9 tRNA genes and 2 rRNA genes are annotated in these 1,570 nt (G+C 47.5%); all 11 read left to right on the top strand.

Going from position 1 to position 1,570, the window contains the following annotated elements:
• The first annotated feature begins 189 nt into the window (after positions 1-189).
• A 5S ribosomal RNA gene (rrf, locus tag LDK52_RS19810) occupies positions 190-305 on the top strand.
• Between the two features lie 24 nt (positions 306-329).
• Positions 330-405 (top strand) — tRNA-Val (locus tag LDK52_RS19815).
• 14 nt (positions 406-419) lie between these two features.
• Positions 420-495 (top strand) — tRNA-Thr (locus tag LDK52_RS19820).
• Positions 496-501: 6 nt separating this feature from the next.
• A tRNA-Lys gene (locus LDK52_RS19825) sits at positions 502-574 on the top strand.
• Between the two features lie 26 nt (positions 575-600).
• Positions 601-685 (top strand) — tRNA-Leu (locus LDK52_RS19830).
• 22 nt (positions 686-707) lie between these two features.
• Positions 708-782, top strand: a tRNA-Gly gene (locus tag LDK52_RS19835).
• A 15-nt stretch (positions 783-797) separates the two neighbouring features.
• Positions 798-886, top strand: a tRNA-Leu gene (locus tag LDK52_RS19840).
• Between the two features lie 19 nt (positions 887-905).
• Positions 906-982 (top strand) — tRNA-Arg (locus LDK52_RS19845).
• Between the two features lie 5 nt (positions 983-987).
• Positions 988-1,064, top strand: a tRNA-Pro gene (locus tag LDK52_RS19850).
• A gap of 12 nt (positions 1,065-1,076) precedes the next feature.
• A tRNA-Ala gene (locus LDK52_RS19855) sits at positions 1,077-1,152 on the top strand.
• Between the two features lie 180 nt (positions 1,153-1,332).
• Positions 1,333-1,570 (top strand): 16S ribosomal RNA (locus tag LDK52_RS19860); the annotation flags it as partial.

Below are 1,570 nucleotides of genomic sequence, written 5' to 3' on the forward strand. Positions count from 1 at the left end.
AGATAGGTTCGGGGTGGAAGCGTGGCGACACGTGCAGCTGACGAATACTAATCGATCGAGGACTTAACCAAATTTGATTAACGTAACAATGTCGTTTATCCAGTTTTGAAAGAATAATTTTTTATAAATAACTCTTGTAATATTCTACAGAGTTGTTATAATAAAGCTTGTCTTTCAAAAGTATTCAAGTCTAGTGATGATGGCGAAGAGGCCACACCCGTTCCCATACCGAACACGGAAGTTAAGCTCTTCAGCGCCGATGGTAGTTGGGGGTTTCCCCCTGTGAGAGTAGGACATCGCTGGGCTTGCAATAAAATTATATATCCCATGGAGGATTAGCTCAGCTGGGAGAGCATCTGCCTTACAAGCAGAGGGTCGGCGGTTCGAGCCCGTCATCCTCCACCATATATTTTACTCCTGCCGGAGTAGCTCAACTGGTAGAGCAACTGACTTGTAATCAGTAGGTTGAGGGTTCAAGTCCTTTCTCCGGCACCATTTTTCGAGCCATTAGCTCAGTTGGTAGAGCATCTGACTTTTAATCAGAGGGTCGTAGGTTCGAATCCTACATGGCTCATCACTTTTCAAAGTGATTTTATATTCGCGGGTGTGGCGGAACTGGCAGACGCACTAGACTTAGGATCTAGCGCCGCAAGGCGTGGGGGTTCGACTCCCTTCACCCGCACCATCTAATTTAATTTAATAACCGAGCGGAAGTAGTTCAGTGGTAGAACACCACCTTGCCAAGGTGGGGGTCGCGAGTTCGAACCTCGTCTTCCGCTCCAAAGATTCACTTAAGTGCCGGGGTGGCGGAACTGGCAGACGCACAGGACTTAAAATCCTGCGATAGGTGACTATCGTACCGGTTCGATTCCGGTCCTCGGCACCACTTTTTAGAAAAAACATATGCGCTCGTAGCTCAATTGGATAGAGCACTTGACTACGAATCAAGAGGTTGCAGGTTCGAGTCCTGCCGAGCGCACCATATAACGGGAAGTAGCTCAGCTTGGTAGAGCACTTGGTTTGGGACCAAGGGGTCGCAGGTTCGAATCCTGTCTTCCCGACCAGTTATTATTTTCGGGGCCTTAGCTCAGCTGGGAGAGCGCCTGCCTTGCACGCAGGAGGTCAGCGGTTCGATCCCGCTAGGCTCCACCATGAACATTGAAAACTGAACATGCAAAACGTTAAGACATACAGCTTGATAACTAACTTAGTTAGTTTGATAGCAAAACAATTTTTGACATCATTTAATGATGATGCCAGCAAAACAAATGAGCTTTTAAACTAGTTCTAATTTGTTGCCTTTCGAAATGCTTCGCAAATCGGAAGTCAACTATTATGGAGAGTTTGATCCTGGCTCAGGACGAACGCTGGCGGCATGCCTAATACATGCAAGTCGAGCGAATGACGAAGAAGCTTGCTTTTTCTGATTTAGCGGCGGACGGGTGAGTAACACGTGGGCAACCTGCCCTGTAGATTGGGATAACTCCGGGAAACCGGGGCTAATACCGAATAATCCATTTCCTCTCATGGGGAGATGTTAAAAGACGGTTTCGGCTGTCACTACAGGATG

The sequence above is a fragment of the Psychrobacillus antarcticus genome (assembly GCF_029533155.1).
Taxonomy (GTDB): domain Bacteria; phylum Bacillota; class Bacilli; order Bacillales_A; family Planococcaceae; genus Psychrobacillus; species Psychrobacillus antarcticus.